This is a genomic window from Nonomuraea mangrovi, assembly GCF_042681425.1.
Classification (GTDB): Bacteria; Actinomycetota; Actinomycetes; order Streptosporangiales; family Streptosporangiaceae; genus Nonomuraea; species Nonomuraea mangrovi.
Map to the genome: position 1 here is coordinate 43,849 of NZ_JBHUFV010000051.1, position 17,174 is coordinate 61,022.

At 69.5% G+C, this 17,174-nt stretch carries 18 protein-coding genes; 6 read left to right on the top strand and 12 right to left on the bottom strand.

The window, feature by feature from the left end; genetic code table 11:
- Positions 1 to 12: 12 nt before the first annotated feature.
- The 3 genes from ACFSKW_RS34440 to ACFSKW_RS34450 form a co-directional block, all read right to left on the bottom strand.
- Positions 13 to 732: a hypothetical protein gene (locus tag ACFSKW_RS34440; RefSeq protein ID WP_379577000.1), complete on the bottom strand. Its 720-nt coding sequence runs from the start codon at positions 730 to 732 to the stop codon at positions 13 to 15.
- A gap of 64 nt (positions 733 to 796) precedes the next feature.
- A complete protein-coding gene (locus ACFSKW_RS34445) occupies positions 797 to 1,153 on the bottom strand; it encodes a hypothetical protein (RefSeq protein WP_379577002.1) in 357 nt (118 codons plus the stop codon).
- Positions 1,150 to 2,367, bottom strand: coding sequence for a hypothetical protein (locus tag ACFSKW_RS34450; protein WP_379577004.1), 1,218 nt, complete (start codon positions 2,365 to 2,367; stop codon positions 1,150 to 1,152). Before ACFSKW_RS34450 ends, ACFSKW_RS34445 begins: the two co-directional genes overlap by 4 nt.
- 121 nt (positions 2,368 to 2,488) lie before the next feature.
- Between ACFSKW_RS34450 and ACFSKW_RS34455 the strand changes: the two genes are divergently transcribed.
- Positions 2,489 to 3,088 (top strand): HXXEE domain-containing protein, encoded by a 600-nt coding sequence (locus ACFSKW_RS34455; protein WP_379577006.1) that lies wholly within the window; start codon positions 2,489 to 2,491, stop codon positions 3,086 to 3,088.
- A gap of 112 nt (positions 3,089 to 3,200) precedes the next feature.
- Here the strand turns inward: ACFSKW_RS34455 and ACFSKW_RS34460 are convergent, their stop codons facing one another.
- Positions 3,201 to 4,634 (bottom strand): FAD/NAD(P)-binding protein, encoded by a 1,434-nt coding sequence (locus tag ACFSKW_RS34460; RefSeq protein ID WP_379577008.1) that lies wholly within the window; start codon positions 4,632 to 4,634, stop codon positions 3,201 to 3,203.
- A 202-nt stretch (positions 4,635 to 4,836) separates the two neighbouring features.
- On the opposite strand from ACFSKW_RS34460, the gene ACFSKW_RS34465 reads away from it, so the two are divergent.
- A complete protein-coding gene (locus ACFSKW_RS34465) occupies positions 4,837 to 5,916 on the top strand; it encodes a helix-turn-helix transcriptional regulator (RefSeq protein WP_379577009.1) in 1,080 nt (359 codons plus the stop codon).
- Between the two features lie 162 nt (positions 5,917 to 6,078).
- Here ACFSKW_RS34465 and ACFSKW_RS34470 read toward each other — a convergent pair whose 3' ends face one another.
- The 5 genes from ACFSKW_RS34470 to ACFSKW_RS34490 all read right to left on the bottom strand — a co-directional run bounded on the left by ACFSKW_RS34470 (position 6,079) and on the right by ACFSKW_RS34490 (position 10,219).
- A complete protein-coding gene (locus ACFSKW_RS34470; protein WP_379577011.1) occupies positions 6,079 to 6,735 on the bottom strand; it encodes an alkylmercury lyase family protein in 657 nt (218 codons plus the stop codon).
- Positions 6,736 to 6,817: 82 nt separating this feature from the next.
- Positions 6,818 to 6,961, bottom strand: coding sequence for a hypothetical protein (locus ACFSKW_RS34475; protein WP_379577013.1), 144 nt, complete (start codon positions 6,959 to 6,961; stop codon positions 6,818 to 6,820).
- Positions 6,962 to 7,138: 177 nt separating this feature from the next.
- Positions 7,139 to 8,110, bottom strand: coding sequence for an RNA polymerase sigma-70 factor (locus ACFSKW_RS34480; RefSeq protein ID WP_379577015.1), 972 nt, complete (start codon positions 8,108 to 8,110; stop codon positions 7,139 to 7,141).
- Positions 8,107 to 9,285, bottom strand: a complete 1,179-nt coding sequence (locus ACFSKW_RS34485; protein WP_379577017.1) for an NAD(P)/FAD-dependent oxidoreductase — start codon at positions 9,283 to 9,285, stop codon at positions 8,107 to 8,109. Before ACFSKW_RS34485 ends, ACFSKW_RS34480 begins: the two co-directional genes overlap by 4 nt.
- A gap of 589 nt (positions 9,286 to 9,874) precedes the next feature.
- Entirely contained in the window at positions 9,875 to 10,219 is a 345-nt protein-coding gene (locus tag ACFSKW_RS34490; protein ID WP_379577019.1) for an STAS domain-containing protein, read from the bottom strand.
- Positions 10,220 to 10,749: 530 nt separating this feature from the next.
- Between ACFSKW_RS34490 and ACFSKW_RS34495 the strand changes: the two genes are divergently transcribed.
- On the top strand, positions 10,750 to 11,100 hold the full coding sequence (locus ACFSKW_RS34495) for an isoamylase early set domain-containing protein (protein WP_379577021.1): 351 nt from the start codon (positions 10,750 to 10,752) through the stop codon (positions 11,098 to 11,100).
- 502 nt (positions 11,101 to 11,602) lie between these two features.
- Positions 11,603 to 12,334 (top strand): dienelactone hydrolase family protein, encoded by a 732-nt coding sequence (locus ACFSKW_RS34500; protein WP_379577023.1) that lies wholly within the window; start codon positions 11,603 to 11,605, stop codon positions 12,332 to 12,334.
- Here ACFSKW_RS34500 and ACFSKW_RS34505 read toward each other — a convergent pair.
- Entirely contained in the window at positions 12,305 to 13,072 is a 768-nt protein-coding gene (locus tag ACFSKW_RS34505; RefSeq protein ID WP_379577025.1) for an alpha/beta fold hydrolase, read from the bottom strand. The two genes, ACFSKW_RS34500 and ACFSKW_RS34505, sit on opposite strands and share 30 nt — an antisense overlap.
- Before the next feature lie 451 nt (positions 13,073 to 13,523).
- Between ACFSKW_RS34505 and ACFSKW_RS34510 the strand changes: the two genes are divergently transcribed.
- Positions 13,524 to 14,003, top strand: a complete 480-nt coding sequence (locus tag ACFSKW_RS34510) for a hypothetical protein (protein WP_379577027.1) — start codon at positions 13,524 to 13,526, stop codon at positions 14,001 to 14,003.
- Between the two features lie 173 nt (positions 14,004 to 14,176).
- Here ACFSKW_RS34510 and ACFSKW_RS34515 read toward each other — a convergent pair whose 3' ends face one another.
- Positions 14,177 to 14,962, bottom strand: coding sequence for an SAM-dependent methyltransferase (locus ACFSKW_RS34515; protein ID WP_379577029.1), 786 nt, complete (start codon positions 14,960 to 14,962; stop codon positions 14,177 to 14,179).
- Positions 14,963 to 15,008: 46 nt separating this feature from the next.
- On the opposite strand from ACFSKW_RS34515, the gene ACFSKW_RS34520 reads away from it, so the two are divergent.
- Positions 15,009 to 16,301 (top strand): MFS transporter, encoded by a 1,293-nt coding sequence (locus tag ACFSKW_RS34520; RefSeq protein WP_379577030.1) that lies wholly within the window; start codon positions 15,009 to 15,011, stop codon positions 16,299 to 16,301.
- 170 nt (positions 16,302 to 16,471) lie between these two features.
- Here ACFSKW_RS34520 and ACFSKW_RS34525 read toward each other — a convergent pair whose 3' ends face one another.
- On the bottom strand, positions 16,472 to 17,014 hold the full coding sequence (locus ACFSKW_RS34525) for a hypothetical protein (protein ID WP_379577032.1): 543 nt from the start codon (positions 17,012 to 17,014) through the stop codon (positions 16,472 to 16,474).
- Positions 17,015 to 17,174 lie beyond the last annotated feature (160 nt).

Here is a 17,174-nt window from a genome sequence, read left to right on the forward strand (position 1 = left end):
GCAGGAGCAAGGTCAAACGCGGCGATAGATGATCGGCTGCGCGGCGACGCCGTTGGCCTTGAAGTTGGCCAGCACGAAGCTGCGGAAGGTCGGCCGGAACATCAGGCTGGGCAGGAAGGTCCGCCAGCCCGGCCAGCTCGCATGGTTGACCAGCCCGTAGTCGCAGGACTCGCCTTCCAGCGGCTGCATCAGCGCGGAGTTGGGCAGCGCGGTCTTGGCCTGGAACCAGCCGGCGGTGTACTCCCACACCTTCAGCAGAGTCTCGTGATCGTCGGCGTAGAAGTAGTTGAACAGGAAGCAATGGTCCTGGCTGTGATCCACGTCGCCGAGCCGTCCGGCGTTGGCGGCGACGATCTCGTGGGTACGGCGTGCCGCGGCGCCCATGGCCTTGACGATCTCCCTGTAGGTGACGTTCTCCCTCAGTGCCTGCGCGGCCTCCACGGACGCCGTGCGGAACAGCACGACGATGTCATAGCGTGCCGGCCGGATTCCGCGGGCGGCCAGCAACTCGTCGCCCTCGCCGGGTGTGCGCAGGACAGCGCGGAACACGTTCGCCTCACACGCCTCGATGCCTGAGGCCAGAGCCTTGAGATCGGCGGCCGTCTGCATGGGAGGAGAGGCGAAGTAGCCGCCGCGCCAGGTGCCGACCTCGCCGGCCAGCATGAGGAAGCCATCGCCCGTCTTGGGCAGCACGCGGGCCTTGACGGCCACGTGGCCATTGATCAGCTTCATGTCGTCGACGCTAGTCCGGGACCCTCATTCGCCGCCTCCGTCACGTGACTGATGCTTCTTCCTGTCACACCAGTATGGTGACGGTGATCAGCTCCTGGCCTTGATCCCCGGACAGCGTGATCGACAGCTCCCAAACGCCGTCCATGGTGAACACGTCCTGCGTGGCGACAAAGCTGCCGGGATCGGCTTGGACGGTGCCGACCGGCGGCAGGGCGTGACCCATGCTCGGCATGGCCGCCGCCAGCGTGACCGCCCTTGCTTCGCCCGAGGTCACCCGAACCTCGACACGATCGGCCGGCACTACGGTGACGGTGTAGCGTGTGCCTGCCGCCTGCACGCTCTCTGAGCCGCCCCCGAACCAACGCGCTGTGACGGCGAACAGCACGCCCGCAACCAGCAGGCAGACAGCCGCGTACTTCATCGATCCACCTCCAGGGTGAAGGACCGCGTCAGAAGCCCGCCTCCTTCGAGGTACTGGGCCCAGGCCAGGTAGCGGCCCGGTTCCGGGAGTGTGAGCGTGAAGCGCAGCGCCGAAGCGCTGTCCGCCGTCCCGTGGGCGTGCGCCAGGTGGGCGCCGTCCTGGCTCCTGACGATCAGATGGCCGGGCATGCCCAGCCAGGGCCGGATCGGCCCCTGCGTGCCGATCTCGATGGTCACCGGGCTTCCGGCGACCGGCGCGGCGGGGGTGAGCCGGGGCACGGCGGTCTCCTGGGAGACGGGCCGGGCCGTACCGGAAACCTCGAAGGCGCCGGAGAGGAGCTGCCCGCCGGACTGCTGCCGCTCGATCTCGCTGTGGGCGAGGTAGCGGCCCGGCCGCGGGAGGCTCAGCCGTACCGTCAGCACTCCCGGCGCGGTGCGCAGCGGGTGCAGGTGCCGGAAGACCGCACCATCCTGGCTGGTGATCACGAGATGGGCTGGGGCCTCGTGGTGGACGGCGAGGTCGTCCACTGGCCGTCCAGTCGAGCCGTCGGCCAGGCGCAGGGTCAGGGTGAACTCGGCGCCCGTGGCAGGCCTGGCGGGCTGCGTCGAGAAGCGGCCCTGCGCGTACGGCCGGCCGGGCTCGGCAACGGGCGTGGCGCCCGGCTGCTGGACGGGTGGCAGGTACGGCTTCAGCAGCATCACGACGACCGCGACCGCCGCGGCCGCACTCGCGGCGCCCACCAGGGGACGGGGCATCCTGTTGGCCAGCACGCCGCCCACCAGCAGCAGCCCGAGCGCCAGGACCGCACCGTCACCCACCATCGTCCACCACGCGCTGCCGGGCACCAGCACCCGGAACGGGATGACCGAGACCTCGTCACCGGCGCGAACACGCAGCTCGTACGGGCCGGCGTGGCCGGCCTGCAACACGGCGGGCTCCCGTCCCACGCTCACCGAACCGGTTGACGTGCTCCCGTCGGTCAGCGAGCGCAACTCCAGCTTCAGGCTTATGGGGTGGACGGCTTGGGCGTTCACGAGCAGCGGCGCCGGCGCCTGCGAGACCCCGGCGATCACGAGCGTGACCTCGCCCGCTCCGAAGGTCTGCGTCACCCGCAGGTCCGCTCCGGCCTCCACCCCATGCGCCAGGGCCGGAGCGGTCGGCGACAGCGCCAGCAGCGCTGCGGCGACCAGCGCCATCACGATTGTCGACTTCATGACGGAGACGCTAGGCCGGGGCCCTCGCACAGCGCCTCTGTCAGGTGACTGATCTGCTCAGCACACCCATCAGTCACCTGACCGAGGCGGCCGGCATCGCGATCTTCCTAGGGTTCCGGCCATGACCAAACGACCTGAACCCTATTCGGCGACCGTGATGGCGATTCTGGCCCTCGTCTTCTGCGCCTGGGCCCTGTTCACCCTCCCCATCCAGGGCGCGGTGATCCTTGTGGTGGCCAGCGTGCTCGGCTGGAGCGGCTGGATCGCCTTCAGCTACACCCGCCCGGTGAAGTCCAGGAAGGTGATCGCCATCTACCTGTGCGCGGTCGGTTTCCAGCTCATCCACATGGCAGAGGAGTACACCGGCGGCTTCCCGCACGAAATCGTCGAGTTGTTCGATTCGCCGCGCGACTGGCCGGAGAATGAGTTCCTCCTGGTCTTCGTCTTCGGGTTCGGCGCGCTCTATTTCTTCGCCGGCGCCGGTGCGCTCTACAGGATCAGGGTGGCCAACTTCTTCCTGTGGTGGTACGCCCTGGGCGCCGGTCTGCTCAACGGCATCGCGCACTTCGTCTTCCCGATCATCAAGGGCGGCTACTTCCCCGGCCTGTACACTGCGGCGGGCCACTTGGTCATGAGCGGGCTGCTGATCTACTTCCTCGTCAAGGAGAACCGTCGGCTCAAGGCCGCGGACCAGGCGTCCGAGCCGCTGCTCGTCAGGTAGGGATGAGCGAAGAACGCCGGCATCGCCGGTGGTTGACCAACCGGACGATGCTCGGCCTCCTGCCGTTGCACGAGTGCACCCTGTACCGGCTTCCGCCCACGCCTGCCACCGATCAGCCGGCCTGCACGGTCAGCAGCCCGCCAGCGGTACGGGCGGCCCGAGCGGCCACTCCGAGGATGCCCGAGGTGATGAACGTGCCGCCTGCGGCGAAGTCGCCCACCACATGCAGGCGCGGGTCGGCGGGGGCCAGGCCGCCTGATGGGTACAGAGCGGCCAGCCCGTCGGTGAGGAGGGACGTGACCAGTTGCTCGGCCGCGCGGGGTACCGTCTGGGGAGGCGGGTTCAGGGCATTGACGACGACGTCGGCGTTCAGGTCGCCGCCGTCGCCTCGCACCCGGAATCCTCTCTCCACCGCCTCGATCTTGCGTACACCCGGGGCCGTGGTGAGCTGCCCGGAGTCGAACAGTCCCAGGAGGGCCGCGGCGTTCACCGGCACCATCGGCGCGGCCACGCTTGTGGCCAGACGGAGGTAGCGGCGAAGCCGTTCGCGATCGGACTCGGGCAGCAGCCGCCACGCGTACGGGGCGACGGTGTATGCGCTCTGCTGCAGCACGCGCCGCCCGATCCTGGGATCGTCGATGGCGGCCAGTTGCGCCCGTAGCCACCGTACGGGCTCCTCGGACCTGGCCATCAGCAGCTCGGTGGTGAAGCGCGCGAAGTCCTCGCCCTTCTCCGCCAGTTCGGCGCGAAGCAGCCCGGCGAGGTCGTCGAGGGTGACGCCACCGTGCTCACGGCCCAGCGCCTCTACCCGCTCGACGGTCACGTGCCTGGGTCGGTAGTCGAGAGGGCGCTGGTAGACGTGGGGGAGCATGCCGGTTCGCGACACCAGCGCAATCCGCCCGGCATGGCCGCGCGCCGCGAGCGACACGGCCACATCGACAGCGGTCAGCCCGCTGCCGATCACGGCGACGTCGGCCCCAGTCTGGATCTGGTCGAGCGTGGACGCCAGGGGATACGGATCGCCCACGAACCCGTGGGCACCGCCCAGGCCATAGTGATCCTGCGGCGTCCCCCCGCCCACGCACAAGACCACCTGGTCGGCCATGTGCTCGTGCCCGTCCTCGGTGTACAGCGCCAGCCGGAGGCCGCGGGAACGGGTCACCGCGACAATCCGGGCGGCGACGACGCGGGTCCGCCAGCCCCGCCCGCGCAGTGTGGCCAGGGCGGTCTCGGCGCTGTCGGCCAGGTACTCGCCGTAGAGCGCACGGGGCACCAGTGGCTGTCCGAACAGGTCGTCCATGTGGGTAGCGGCACGCTCGGCACCCAGCCAGGAGGAGTAGTGCCCGGAGTCCAGGTGGCGGATCGACATGACCGCGGGCGGGACGTTGACCAGCACTCTGTCCAGATCCGGCCCATACGGGCGTCCCCGCCACAGGTGCGCGGACGGCTCGAACACGGTGACCTCTCCGGCCTCCGCTTCGCTGACGGCCAGCGCGTCCAGCAGGCCGACCGCAGCGGCGCCGGCTCCGACGATCGCGATACGCATGACGTTCTCCAGTGTTTCGTGCAAAGGGTCCCTTCGAGTCTCGTGAGGGCTGGAACGAGGCTCCATCCCCCGCTTGCGGGGGAATCGCGAGGAATGACCCCCTCAAACGAGGGGTTGGCGAGGGAGAAGAAAGCGGGCAAGCTAACCGGCGTGCAGCCCTCGGAGGAGCCCATGAGAACGGCTGCACACGCCAGGAGGGTCGATGATTCACCCGCACCGCCACTCCGAGATCCTGTCGGCTGCCGAGCGGGCCGACAACGCGCTGGACCTCTTCAGCCGCGCCTCGGCCAAGCTGAGGCGGCAGATGCCGTTCGACTCGGCCGTGTGGGCGGCCACCGACCCGGAGACGGGTCTGGTCACCGCGCCCATGCTGGTGGAGAACCTCGGCTCCGGAGAAGGGTGCGCCGACTACTGGGAGAGCGAGCTCCTGGAGGAGAACGTCCTGTCGTTCCGTGACCTCGCCCGCGCCGCCGTCCCCGTGGCCGGCCTACGCGCAGCCACCGGCGACCTACCCGAGCGCAGCGCCCGCTTCAGCCGCCTGCTCGGCGGTCAGGGCGTGGACGACGAGTTGCGGGCCGTGCTGCGGACCGGCGACCGGCCGTGGGGCGTGGTGAGCCTCTTCCGCATGCGGGGAGGCCCGGCGTTCGGCCCGCACGAGGTCGCGCTGCTCGCGGGCCTGTCCGGACCACTCGCCGATCGGCTGCGCCGTTTCGCCCGTCCGTCCGAATCAGACGGCGGACCTGGCGCCTCCGCACCCGGCCTGCTGCTCTTCGACGTGTACGGCGAAGCGACGTCGATCAACGAGGAGGCTCGGCGGTATCTCGCTCTGCTGCCGGACGGACCGTCCATCCCGTCGACGCTCGGGCTGAGGCTGCCCATCTGGTTGGTCGGCACGGCTCTGCAGGCGCGGGCCATCGCCCGAGGTCGCGATCGCGGCAGCGCTCGGATTCGCATCCGAACCCTCGACAGGCAGTGGCTGACCTGCCACGCCTCATGCCTGAGCGGTCCCGGTGGGCAGCCAGGTCCGATCGCGCTCGTCATCGAGCCCGCCGCTCCCGGCGACCTGGCGGTCATGATCGCCCAGGCATACGGCCTGACGCCGCGCGAGTTCGAGGTCGCTCAGCTCGTGGCACGGGGCCTGCCCACCACAGAGATCGCAGCGGCCCTGTTCATCTCCCCGCACACCGTTCGCGGTCACCTCAAGGCCGTCTTCGGCAAGGCGGAGATCTCCAGCCGTGGTGAGCTCGTCGGACGGCTGTTCGCCGAACCCTACCGGCCGTAGCCGCCGGAACCTCCCGCCCAAGCCGTAGTGCCACGATGTCTGCCATTGAAGGGGTGACGACCTGCGGCGTACCCCCCTTCCGGCGTACCTGGCCTGCCCCCCTGGAGGGTCGGCGCGTTGTGCTACACCTCCGTCGGGCGCGGTCCGGTTCGTCTTGATCGCTTACGGCAGCTGCCAGAACGGGCCAGTGAGGCCGCATTCATCGAGGAGCCCCTGGTTGTGCTCGCGGCTGTGCGGTTGGAACTCGGGGTCCAGGCGATCGCCGTACCACGGGCCGGCCAGTCGCCACACGGCCGCCGCCTCGGCGATGTAGCCGCTGCCCGGCGCGTTGTCCGTCGTCCACCGCTCGGCGTGACCGCGGTCGCAGAACACGCGGATCATCGTGCAGGTGGCGACCACGTCGTCCCACCACTCCCTGGCAGGCCGGGGGAAGCGGACCACGAGCCCCGCGGGAGGCGGGAGCTGCGGGCCTGCCTGGAAGCTGATCGGAGCTCCGCACTGCGGACAAGCCGTGTCGATACGGACGTCCAGATGAAGGGCGGCGCTGATACCGAAGGAATCCCACGCGCATCCACCCCACCAGCGGCGGTCGTCATGCCCGTCCAGCGGTGTCACGACGAACGCCATCGGCGCAGAGGTGAACGGGTGGGCCATCCGCACCGCATCCCCGTCGGGCGTCAGGACCAGGGCGTGGGCCTCCGCCAGGTCGTGCAAGATCTTCTGGATCGCATCGACAGTGCTCTGCGTTCTGCGCGCCAGCTCGGCCACTGACGGTGCGCGCCCCTCCGAGGCGAACGTCTCATAGACAAGATCGCGCACTCTCCGCGAAACCGGCGTTTTCAAAGGTGCCCCCCACGTGCGCTCGGACTTCGAGCCTATTCGTGCACGGGGAGGCCCACGATCACCGGTCCCGGACGACACCCCTGGTCAAGCTGCGGGCCAGATCTCCGATCTCGCTCTCCCACCCGGTCGGAGGCTCGGCCTCGGCGGCCTGGCCGCCCTCGTGCCCGGTGGGCGGCCCGACGTCCGCAGCCTTGGCTCCCAAGCCGAACAGGAGACCATCAGATGGGCCGCACGCGTCCTGGAGGCGGCGATCAAGGAAGGGTAACCGCCGCCACGTGGCCGATTCCCTCATGACGACGCAAGTCGGGATGTGCCGTGCCCGAGGACATCGACGCGCCCTCCAGCGCACTGACCAGCTCGGCCAGAAGCCCGGCGGGCATCAGGGGAATGCCAGGCCGTTGGCGGGGGTGAGGCCGCTGAGCTTGTCGGGGTTGACCTGGAAGCGCAGATTCTGGATGTGGCCGTCGACGAGGTCGAACGACAGGGCGCCGACGGTATAGCCGTCGAGGGTGGCCAGGATGCCAAGCTCGCCGTTGATGACGGCGGGCTCCATGGTCAGGGCGGCCAGCTCGGGCTTGGCCAGGAAGCCCACGAGCCAGCGCGCGACGTGGTCGATGCCGTGGAGGGGGCGGCGGGCGGCGGTGACCTTGCCTCCGCCGTCGGACCAGGCGGTGACGTCGGGGGCGAGCAGTTCCATCACGGCGTTCAGGTCGCCGCCCGCGCAGGCCTTCATGAATTGCGCTGTGACCTGCCGGCGCTGTGCCTCGTCGGTGTCGAAGCGGGGGCGGCGGGCCTGGACGTGCTCGCGGGCGCGGTGGGCGATCTGGCGGACCGTCGTTTCGGGGCGTTCGAGGGTCTCGGCGATCTCGGCGTGCGAGTAGCCGAAGACCTCGCGGAGCAGGAAGACGGCGCGTTCGACGGGGTTGAGGGTTTCCAGGACGACCATCATCGCGATGGAGACGGTGTCGGCCAATTCGGTCTCCGCGGCGATGTCGGGGGAGGTCAGGAGCGGTTCGGGGAGCCACGGGCCGACGTAGGTCTCGCGTGTGGCCCGCGCTGAGGTGAGGCGGTTCAGCGAGAGGTTGGTGACCGTTCGCACCAGGTAGGCCTTGGGGTGGTGGATCGCGTCGCGGTCGGCGGTGCTCCAGGTGAGCCAGGCGTCCTGGAGGACGTCCTCGGCGTCGATGACGCTGCCCAGCATGCGGTAGGCGGTGGCGAACAGCAGCCGCCGGTGTTCGATGTACGGGTCATGCTCGGCCCTGCCGTCGCTCACGATCACCGGCTCATGTTCCAGCGCCGTCACCTGGACGGCAAGTCCGAGATCACGGCGCTGGGAGTCGGTGCCCGTCATGCCTCGCTCTTGCGGGTGGCGCGGCCGCCCTTGGAGACGATGGTGGTGACGTTCATGTGCTTGCTGAGCCGGTAGGTCTTGAGGGGGCTGCCGCTGACCATCTCCTTGTACGCGACGGCGGCTCGTCCGGTGAGGTACCAGCGGCCGGGGGTGTCGTCGGCCTTGGTGAACTGGATGACCGCGTCGCGGCGGCCCAGGCTGACCGGCTGGTGGAAGTAGCCGAAGCGGAACGGCTTGACGGCCTTGCCGCGCAGCAGCCGTGCGATGGTGTCGGCGGTGTACTGGGCGGTGGGTAGGCCGCTCTGACAGGTCCCGTGGATCTGCCCCCAGGCCAGGCGGACCGCTGCGGCGTCGCCGACGGCGTGGATCTCCGGGTGGGACACTGATCGCAGCGTGGCGTCGACCAGGATGAGGCCGCGGTCGTCGGTGGCGATCCCGGCGTCGGCGGCGAGCGGCGGAACCTTGACGCCAGTGGTCCACAGGCAGGCGTCGAAGTGGACGAGCCGGCCGTCGGCCAGTTCGACGGCGTCGGGCAGCACCTTGGTGACCCGGGCGCCGGTCTCCAGGGTGACGCCGAGGCGGTCCAGCGCGCGGTAGAGGTAGGCGCGGGCCTCGGCACCCATCATGCCGCCTGGCTCGTCCAAGCTGATCAGCGTGACGTTCAGGCTCGGGTGGCTCTCGGCGATCTCGGTGGCCGCCTCGATGCCGGTCAGGCCGCCGCCGCAGACGGTCACGGTGCCGCCGGCCTTGGCGATCTCGGTGAGCCGCTCGGCGAACCGGCCGGCGATCTCCGGGTTGTTGAGCGTGAACGTGTGGATGTCGGCGCCGGGGACCTTGCTGGTGTCGGTCGAGCTCCCCAGCGCGTAGACGAGCGTGTCGTACTCGAGGGTCTCGGCACCGTCGACGGTGATCTGCCGAGCCTCGGGGTCGATGGCGGTGGCGGCGCCCTGGACGAACGTGACGCCGGTCCCGGCGAGCAGTTCGGGGATCCGGTGGTCGGCCAGCTCCTGCCCGGCTGCGATCTGGTGCATCCGTAGCCGCTCGACGAACCGGCTCGAAGGGTTGACCAGCGTGATCTTCACGCCGGTCCGGCGGGTACGGTGGGACAGCCGGACGGCGCTGAACATGCCCGTGTAGCCGGCGCCAAGGACCACAATGCGGTGGCCGTTGTTCATTGCGTTCTCCCAAGGTCGGGCACCGGTTTCGGTGCCGGTGATGCCCATGGGACAAACAACCCGCTCCGGTCGTGACAGGTCGCGGATGTGAACCACATCACATTGCGCGCCGCCCTCGGTCGACTCATCTCAGGGGCGATGAACTGCCCGATGCCGTCATCGCCATCGATGTCTCCCGAAGGGTGCGCGTTCTCGTCACGCGCCTCGCTACCCCTGCCGGCTGCCGACATTCACCTCGTGCCGCAGCCGGCCACGTAGATGAGGAGGAAGAGCGTCCGGGTGGGTGCCCGCTCTCATCGGCACGACGGGTCCCCTGCGGCGACGGATTCGGCATGACACTCGTCCGCGGCCGGCGGTTCGGTACGGCGGAGGGCGGCGCCGGCCGCAACGACGTCACCTGGCGACGGGCCGCCTACTCGGTCGGTGCTGTGGCTCCGCCGATGCCGCTGTCCAAGATGTCCAGTGCCCGACCGACCATGTCGGTCAGGGTCGCGGTGAGCTGTTCCGGCGTGCGGCCCGCGTTCCGTAGCCGTGTCGCCCCCAGGGTATGCAAGGTCGCAGGAGTGAAGGAGGTAACGCCAGTACTCCCTCACGCCTCGATGCGGGGGCCGGCCTCATGGGGGAGCGTCGTGGGGAAGACCACGGCCAGGTCGGTGATCTCCAGAATGCGGCGCAGCACGCCATGCACGTGTGCCAGCCGCATGCTGCCGCCCGCATCGACCACCCGGCGTTGCGCCTGGAGCAGCGCCCGGAGCCCACTGGCGTCACAGAAGGCCAGTTCGGCGGTGTCGACGATGAGGAGTCTGCAGCCGCTGAGGAGCGCGGCCTCGACGGCTGACGGCAGGCGGGGCGAGGAGATGACGTCGAGGTCTCCCGTCAGGATCAGATCGCTGACGGGAGGGTGGTGAACCAGCCGCAGGGTCAGGGCGTCCATCAGGACCTCCCTCCACGGTGCTGACAGACACGCAAGCCGCGTGCGATTCCTCACCGGTTGCTTCTCACCCTACGTCCCCTGCCTCCGGTAACTCGCATGCAAGCCCCCGAGAGGGATGCAGGCCGGCGGCCACCTTCCACATGCTGGTGGGCCTGGTGTCCCGGACCGAACCGACAGGCCGCGCCGGATACCGGCTGCCGGACGCCTCGAGCCTCGTCCGCGGCCGCCCGGCAACTGCTGCAGGCCGCCACCGGGCCCGGCCCGGCCGTCATCACGCGCTGCCGCGCGCCGATCAACTCCCAGAGCTCCGAATCCGGGGCGCTCGCACCAGGTGACCGGCAAACACGAATCAAGATGTGTTCGCCCTGCGTCGTGGCGAATTGCCGCCGTCGCCTGCCGCGCTCTGCAATGGCCGAAAGCGCGCCAACATGCCACTTTCCGTGGCTTCTTGCGGCTCGCTGCGGCACTGGCTGCCCGGCACGATGCCCGTCGAGCGCACCTGCCGGGCGGACGCGAAAGGAGAACGCACCATGATCAGACAAGACACTCCGACCGAGGCCGGATTGGTCCAGCTCGCCTTCACCCTGCCCGCCGACATCCCCGGCCCGATCTCGGTCGTGGGCGACTTCAACCACTGGGACCCCTACGCCCACCCCATGACGCGCACCCAGCAGGGCCCCCACACCGCCGTGGTCGCGCTGCCTGCAGGGGCCACCATCTGCTTCCGCTACCTGGCCGAAGGCGGTGTATGGCTGGACGAGCCGGACGCCGACGAGCGCGACGAGCGTGGCTGCATCGTGCACGTCACCGCAGCCGACAGCAGCGACGAGCCCGCGCGCATTGGCACGAAGCCGAACGCCTCCGCCACGGTCACGGCCTGAACGTGTCCCATGAACGGGCAGGGCACCGTCGCGCCGGCCGCCGACGGTGCCCTGTCCATATCCGGGAACCACGATCGACCCTGACCGAAATCTGCGCCAGGCGACCGGTCCGGCGCGGCTGCTGCTTCTGGTCTCGCCGCCAGGTCGTGCGGCCGTACCTTCGTGCTCCAAACCGGCGCCGGATGAGATGCGAGCTAAAGGTCGGGCTGGACGACGGGTCTCCGCGTCGGTGGCTGTTGCCGCCTCGCCGAGGTGTGACCGGTTGACCTGGTCGCGGCTGTCTCACGGCTGGGGTCTGCGGGTCTCCCATATCTGCCTAGTGCCGCCCGGGCGACATCCTTGCCCGGACGCGGGTGAAACCCGTTGTGATAGGTTCGGCGTCGCCGTGCGCTGCTGCGAACTGAGGAGGTGAGACCGATCAACGCTGTGACAGGTCGGGCCTCCCTCCCTCGTATGGCCTAGGGAGTGCCCGCAGAAGGCATCCCGAAAGGCTTGGAACGCTATGCACTTCACCTCTGAGACGTCGTCCGACGGTGTCTGCGAACAGCTCTTCACCCTCGGTGAGATTCCCGGCGTGCTCTGGACCCCAGTAGGTGCTGTCGGCGCCCGTCCGCTGATCTTGATGGGACACGGCGGTGGTCAGCACAAGAAGGCCCCCGGCATCGTGGCCCGTGCGCGCCGCTTCGTGGCCGGGTGTGGTTTCGCGGTGGTGGCAGTCGACGTCCCCGGTCATGGTGACCGGCCGATGGACGAGGAGTACAACCGGATCGCGACCGAGAACCAGACTCGCGTGGATGCCGGAGAAGAGCCGGCTCCGCTGATCGCTGGTTTCCAGGCGCTCGTAGCCCGCCAGACCATCCCGGAATGGCAGGCGGTCCTGGACGCGGTCCAGCAACTCGAGCACGTCGGCGCCGGCCCGGTGGGCTACTGGGGCGTGTCGTTGGGTTGCGGACTCGGCGTTCCATTCGTCGCCGCCGAACACCGCGTTCGCGCGGCAGTACTGGGCCTGGGCGGGGCACTGGCGTCAGCCGAGGCCGCCGCGCGGATCACCGTCCCGGTGGAGTTCCTGCTGCAGTGGGACGATGAGCGGGTGCCACGAGCCCAGAGCTTGGCGCTGTTCGAGGCCTTGGCCTCACCTGAGAAGACGCTGCACGCCAACCCCGGCAAGCACGGGGAGATCCCGGCATTCGAGCTGGACAGCACGCTACGGTTCTTCGCCCGCCACCTCGGCTGACACCGCCGGTGTATGGCTGGACGAGCCGTCGCCGATGAAGTCGAGCAGGTCGCGGTTGACCTGCTCGGCGTGGGTCATGAAGATGGCGTGCGCCGCGCCCGGGCACTCCTTGTACACGTTGCCCGGCACCGGTTTCGCCAGCCGCCGCCCGCACAGATCGATGGGGGCTGAGGCGTCGGCGTCGCCATGGATGATCAGGGTCGGCAGCTGGACGGCGGCGCACTCCTCACGCAGATCGGTACGGAAGCCCGTCCTGACCACCTCGACGGCGGCCTTGGCCGAGCAGTCCAGGCACCTCTGTATGGTCCGCTCGATCAGCTCGGTGGAGACCTGGTTGCCCAGATGCGTGGCGAAGAACGCCTGCGCGTTCTGAGCCGTCCACCGCGGGCGGTCCTTGGTCCGATCCGCCATGATGGCGTCGAAGACGGCCCGGTCGACGCCCTCGGGATTGTCCGGCGTCCTCATCGCCAACGGCGCGGTGGCCGCGATCAGCACGATCCGGCTCACCCGGTCGTACCCGTGGCGGGACAGGTAGCGGATCACCTCCCCGCCGCCCATCGAGTGCGCCGCCAGCGTCACCTCGCGCAGGTCGAGGTGGTCGAGCAGCGCCGCGAGATCATCGGCGAGCGTGTCGTAGTCGAACCCGTGGCCGACCCGGTCCGAACGGCCGTGCCCCCACTTGTCGAAGGCGACGCAGCGCAGGCCCTGCTCGGACAGCGGCAGCATCGGAACTCCCACGAACTGCTGCTGAGCCAGGCGCCGGACACGAACACCACCGGCTTGCCCTGGCCCCAGTCGGTGTGGAACAAGCTGGTCCCGTCGGAGCGCACGATGTACGGCATCAGAAGGTCTCCTCACGGTTGTTGTGGGATGCGTGACGACTGTCGCCGAGAGGAGGTCATGTAGTCGATTACCCATGAGGTAACGCACGGTGTGAGCGGCTCGGACGCCTTCCGGCGAGCGTTCAGCGGCCGAACGCCCTGCGCTGGTGCAGCTCACCCCGCCTGCCGGACCTATCTTCGCCCAGCCCTTTTCCCGGTTGTGGACTGTCCGATTTGAACGTTCCAAACTTCCTCGTTGGTTCTCGCGCAGTTTTCCCGGCGATCAGCGTAAAGTCATGTCACGTGTGACATATTACTTACAGGCGGGTGGCACGGGGCCGCACGCCCGATCACCAAAGGGGAAATCGTTGAAGCAGATCGTCAAGCGTGGAGCCGCAGTACTCGCCGCGGGGGTGGCGATGGCGGGGGCGCTCGCGGTGAGCAGCCCGGCATCCGCCGCCACGACTACGACCACCTGCAGTGACAGCGTCCTGATCTCGGGCCTCACCACCAAGGCCTGCGTGGAGGTCACCGGTACCCAGGCGCGGTTCTACGGCACCGTCGGCGCGCCCGGCATCGCGGAGCCCGGACCCGGCGGAGTCATCACCCCGCAGCGCGCCGATGTGGAGGTATCCGGCCAGGTCGTCGGTGGCCTGTTCCTCGGCTCCCGGCGGCAGCCGGTGAGCATCTGGAACAACACCGTGACCGTCGAGGGCGTCACCGTGACCGCCCCCTGCGGATCTACGGTTCGCGCCGAGGTCAAGCTGTCCCAGGGCCCCGCGGGTCCCGGCGGGCCCGGCTTCTACGGCCCTACGTCCGTCGCGGTGGACGTGCCGGTCGGCTGCTGAAACAGGTAAATCGACGGTGGGCGCGGAACAACCGTTCCGCGCCCACGCGCGCATGCCCGCGGCCATCACGCCTGGCGAATACCTCGCCTGGCCAGGTCACCAGCGGCAGGCCCACCATCAGTCGCAGTCTGCGGCGCGCGCTTGGCGAAGGCTTCAGAGGCCGACTTCCCACGTCAGCGCCGCTTGATCCCTACCGCGCACAGGTGGTAGTCCCCCTTGACCTGCGACCTCGCGGTGTCCGGGTCCGGACGCCACTCGCGGGTGTTGACGATGCCGGGCTCCAGCAGGTCGAAGCCGTCCAGGAAGCCCTCGAACACGGCGCGACGGCGGGTGGTGAAAGGGGAGGATGCGCGCTGGTAGACGTTGCTGACCTCGTCGGCCTCCTTCGGCATGGTGTCCGGAGCGACGTGGGTCAGTACCAGGTAGCTGCCGGCGGGCAGCAGCTCGCGGTAGCGGCGGAGGAGGTCGGCCGGGTTCTCCTCGTCGGTGATGAAATGCATCAGGGAGACCACGAGCAGGGCGATGGGCCGTTCGAGGTCCAGCACCTGCGCCGCCCGCGCCATGACCTCCTCCGGCTCGCGCAGGTCACCCTCCTGGACCGTGACGCCAGGGGAGTGGCCGAGCAGGGCGCGGGAGTGAGTGAGGACGACGGGGTCGTTGTCGACGTAGACCACGTTCGCGCCGTCGATCACCTCATGGACGTGGCCCGCGGTCGGCAGGCCGGAGCCGATGTCGAGAAACTGGTCGACGCCCAGCTCTCTGAGGTGGCGCACTGCGCGCTGCAGGAAGGCCCTGCTGTTGCGGGCATCGCCTTCGACCTCGGGGATGATGGCCAGAACCTTCTCGGCGGCCTGCCGGTCCACTTCGAAGTTGTCCTTGCCGCCCAGGTAGTAGTCGTACATCCGCGCCACGTTGGGGACGGCAGCGCTGATACCCGGCGGCACTCGCTCACTGGTCATGGCCCAAACCTAGACGATCTATAGCGAAGGTTGCGATGATCGCTCCATGTTAGGTCTCGACGCGGCGCCCGGCATCAGCAAGACCAACCTGTGGGCCTGTATGGGGCTCGGATTCGTGGGCACCGCGGTCATCACCTTCTTGCCGGCGGGCCAGCCGTACATCCTCAGCGAGGTCCTTGGGCTGTCCTCCGACGACCTCGGCAGGACCACCGGCTACCTGCAGATCGCCGCGGAGGTCGCGCTGATCCTCAGCCTGATCTGGTACGGCGCACTCGCCGACCGGATCGGCCGGCGGCCCATCGCGGTCGCGGGCCTCGTCCTGTGCGCGGTGGGGGCGGCGCTCTACCCGTTCGCGGGCAACGCGGGCGTTCTCATCGCGTTGCGGATCGTCTTCGCTCTCGGCATCGCAGCTCTGCACGTCACCATGTCCGCGATCACCGCCGACTACGTACGCGACCCGGCACGTGGCAAGGCCTACGGCTGGCTCGGGCTGTTCAGCGGTGTCGGGGCGGTGATCGCCGTACTGGTGCTGGTCAGGCTGCCCAGCATGCTGGAGAAGGGCGGGATGGCGCCTGTCGCGGCCGCCAGGACCGGGTTCCTGATCGTCGCCGCGATGGTGCTGCTCGGCGCGCTGGCGCTGCGCTACACGCTCTCACCGAGCTGGGGCGTGGCCGAGACGCCGCGTGTGCCGCTGCCGCAGCTGATCGGTGAGGGAGTCAGACTGGCCCGCGACCCGGGCGTGGCGCTGTCCTACGCCGCCTCCTTCGTGGCCAGGGCCGACCTGGCCCTGGTGGCGAGCTTCCTGTCGCTGTGGATCGTCGACTACGCCAGGGCCGTGCGCGGCATGTCCGCCACCGAGGCCCTGGCCAGGAGCGGCGCCATCGTCGGCATCGCCTACACGGTGATCGTGGTGGGCGCGCCGCTGTTCGGCTGGCTCGGTGACCGGATGAAGCGTCAGAACGTCGTCATCCTCGCCCAGGCCGTCGCCGCGGCCGCCTACCTGTCGACCCTGCTGGTCAGCGACCCGCTCGGGCCCGGCATGATGCTGGTTGCCGCCTTCATCGGCCTCGGCGAGATCGGCGTCATCACGACGGCGGGGCCGCTGCTGGCCCAGCAGGTCCCTGCCCGCTACCGCGGCTCCTCGTTCGGCGTGCAGCTTCTCTGCGGCGCGATCGGCATCTTCGTCATCTCCGGAGTGGGCGGCTGGCTGTATGACCTGTGGCGGCCCGCCGCCCCCTTCGCCCTGTCCGGCGCGTGCGGGCTGCTGGTGGTGCTCTTCGGGCTCGCGGTACGCCGGCGCGTCGCCCCTCACGCTGAAGCGGTGCCGGCCTCCATGTAGCGCTCGCGCGGCACCGAGACGTCCAGGGCGGGTTCGGCGAACATCGTCAGGTCGGCGTCGTCCCCTCCGGCTCCGCCGGCCGCTTCCAGCGGACCGGCGGGACGGACACGCCGGCGCGGGTTCCCGACGACCGAGAACCGGCAGGACGACTGTCTGGACCGGCCGGGACGTCAGGCGGTGAAGCGGTGGGCCGATGCCGTCCCACGTCCCCAGCCGGGATCGCCGTGATGGACGAACCCGCTCCACGCGCGTTGCACCTCGGCCACGAGCGCATCGGGCATCTCGCCGCCGAGCATGGGCGCCTGCCGCCACGGCGCGGGATCGCCGAAGACGAACGGAAGCTCGATGCAGTGGCACGCGCCGTACGGGCTGCCGGCCACCATCGACCCGGAGACAGGGCAGCTCCGCACAACCTCCGTCTGGGCGCCGCTCCTGGGCGGGACCATGCGCTCCAGCAGCCCCGTCACGATCGACACCGAATGGACGGACCAGCTCCCGGCCGAGTGACCGAGGCTTGAGCGACGGCATCCACACGCGGAGGTGCGGATGCCGTCACCCTGTACGGTACGGCGTCCGCCGATGGCGTTATCCGCCCAGGTCATGGTCTTGTCCGCCGGGAGGGTGTGGGCTCTGCCGTCCTCGAAGTGCCGCCGGTCCCGGCGGGTCGAGCGCGACGCCTGCGAGTCGACCTCCACGGCGAAGATCCGCTCCACCGCGACGGCCCGCCGGCCGCATCATCTGGCAAACCCGCGGGCAACCGGACGCCGCTCTCAGGCGTAGGGAATGAAGGAGGCTCGGCATCTGCCTTCATGCCGCCTACGTTCCCGCCTCATGGTGGGGGGAGTGGCACCCCCAGACCAAATCCCTCGCTCA